Raw genomic sequence first — 2,511 nt, forward strand, 5'->3', positions numbered from 1 at the left:
CATCGCGGCAAGGCGGGGCACGCCGGACGCTTACCAAACATCAGATTATGGATACGGTTTGTCCACGCAACCTAGGCTGCCGTCGGCATCGATCACGATATGCGGCTATCGACCCCGAACACGCCATCCACATCGTAGCGCGCCATTCCCGCCGGCCCCGCTCTTGATCGACTGTCAGGACGGCGACAGCAGATGTCGCGCTGCGGGCACGCTTCCAGCTCAGAGAAACTCTTTGAGAATGGACGCGCCAGGGAACATGCGCTTGATCCAACCAATAGCTGCACCCTCGTCGACAAATCCCCCGACGGAATACTGCCGACCAATACCCGATCCCGGTTGATAAACGCCGTACATCTTACGTTCACCTAGCTTTATTTCATAAATGGAAAATTCTATGCTTTGCATAGCCTCGCCGCGCGATACTGGATCGCCGCCGCCAGCACGGTGTTCCATATCCGTAGCCGCGATCTGGCGGCCTGGATTATAGCCATACGGGCTGGGGAGAGAGGCACAGATTTCTTCTATTTCCCTTAATCTCGATAACACAAATGGCGTTTCAGACTCCCATTCTCGAAAATTTGGAAGGCCACTTCCTGCACTGTCGAAGGCGTCTTGCCAATACCGAAGCCCAGATAGATAGGCCAAATTGCAAAAACATCCATTAGTGTAGTGCGATGGCACTAGTTCATAAACGACGGTACCGGGTTCACAAAAAACAATGTTGGTGAGACCCGCACCATGAGGCCCGACCACGATGCGCGCACTACGGAAAAGCTCGATCTGACCAGCCAACGAGAGCGATCCCGGTGTTAATATTTCATACCCACGATGACGCAGCCTCTCAATTAGGTCCCGTTCGTTCCTCATTACGCGCGTAGGGGCGTCTGTTCGTGCGACATAGAGCTTTTTGTTTCGCTGTCCCGGCACATTCACTGCAGTCCTCAGTCGGAGGTAAGTTTCACGGGCCACGTCGGACTTGGCGAAAGACGCCCCACCATTAAGAAATTCGCTGTATTCCATGCGTGCAAAGGCGTATCTTTTTGTTGAATATTCGATCGTGAATCGCTTCATATTATCGAGTCCCAATAACCGCAAAGAATCTTCTTGCCATTTGTTCAGTGGCGGAAGCGCTATGCGAATATCTTGCGTTCGACCGGCACGTTTGCTCGCATGATAAATTGCCGGTAGCGCCTGCGTGATCCAGTGGAAATAATTATTATGAGCGATATTGCATCCGACGACCACCGTCTCCGCAACATCACAGCTGATAGTACCCGAGTATTCGGCTTGGAGTTCGCTCATTGCCTCGTCAGAGACTAGATAGCCCGTGTCACGAATAAAGCGTTCGGACAAAAATAGGCCCCTGAATTTTCCGTCGAGCATTGCATTAAGGAATTGGTATCCGCGGATTGACTGGGGATCTGGGTTCCAGCCTAAGTGAGGGTTACGATTAGGAGCGCTGAAAAGTGCCTCGAATGGCGCATTTTCTAGTATCGTCGATTTTGCAGTGCGCTCGATCAGGTAAGTCTGTACGGCGGCGTCTGTTGCTGCCAAGCTGTCTGGTGCGAAGGTCATGTCCCGTTGCCTGATCGATAAACCGTAGCGAAGGTTTGGAGGCCCCTGACTATACGGCTGTGCGGATAGGAATTGAACAGCGGTGGCGTAGGACGGTGAGTTCCAGCCGCTCATAATTGGTTTAAGCAAGCCTGACCAACCCAAAGGGTTATGTTGCGCCGCTTTTCCGATGATTGCCCCCGTCGGCTCCTCCGATCGGCCGGAGACCGGCCGGAGGCCAGGCGCAGCAATGCCCCCAAGCCCTTCGCCCGTGTCTCCGAACATCCCGCCGCCAGCCAGCGTCGGGATTGCTGATACACCGCAGCCCAAGGCGGGAAGTCGTTCAGCACAGCACGCCAAGGCAATGCCATAACGGCTCACGTAGCGAAGCGCGTTAAACAATTCTCGCAGGGAGTGGTCGCGCTGCGGGGCTCTCTCGGTCATCAGGGTCAGATACGACACCACAAGCGACCACTCGTTGTCGCTGACGTCGGACCGATAGGGCTTACGAGGCAGTGCGGGGCACACCGCTCTACTAAACCCGAGCGTCGCGAAAGTACATGACACGCTCTAGGTGAAGACACATCACAAGCAGTCGAGCGTCCCCACCTTTCCCTCCGCGATCCCTGCCCAAGCCGCCGCCGTTGCGTTGCGTATGGCGGACATCGCCGACCGCGATGCCCAACGCCCGTCCGTGAAAGTGTGGTCGCCCACGCTAAAATTTAGTATGCTGTCGTGGCCCCGGCATCGAGGAACGTGGCTTGGGACGGACGGTGTCGGCCGCCTACCTCGGCGGGCTGATCGGGTATTGGAACGAGCGGCTGCGCGCCTGCGAGACCACCGGGCCGGCGCTCCGGCGTCTGCTGCGACCGGAGACGGCGGACCAAGCCGTTCCGAACGCCGCCATGATCCGACGGTCTGCCGGGCCGATGAAACGCGACGCCGGGCGGCGCTGGC

2 protein-coding genes are annotated in these 2,511 nt (G+C 56.6%); one reads left to right on the forward strand and one right to left on the reverse strand.

The window, feature by feature from the left end:
- Positions 1-219 precede the first annotated feature (219 nt).
- Positions 220-2,016, reverse strand: a complete 1,797-nt coding sequence (locus tag B8460_RS17935) for a glycosyltransferase family 61 protein (RefSeq protein WP_241771240.1) — start codon at positions 2,014-2,016, stop codon at positions 220-222.
- A gap of 299 nt (positions 2,017-2,315) precedes the next feature.
- Between B8460_RS17935 and B8460_RS23120 the strand changes: the two genes are divergently transcribed.
- The coding region (locus B8460_RS23120) for a hypothetical protein (protein WP_048862989.1) at positions 2,316-2,511 on the forward strand (196 nt) is incomplete at its 3' end.

The sequence above is a fragment of the Acidisphaera rubrifaciens HS-AP3 genome (assembly GCF_000964365.1).
Classification (GTDB): Bacteria; Pseudomonadota; Alphaproteobacteria; order Acetobacterales; family Acetobacteraceae; genus Acidisphaera; species Acidisphaera rubrifaciens.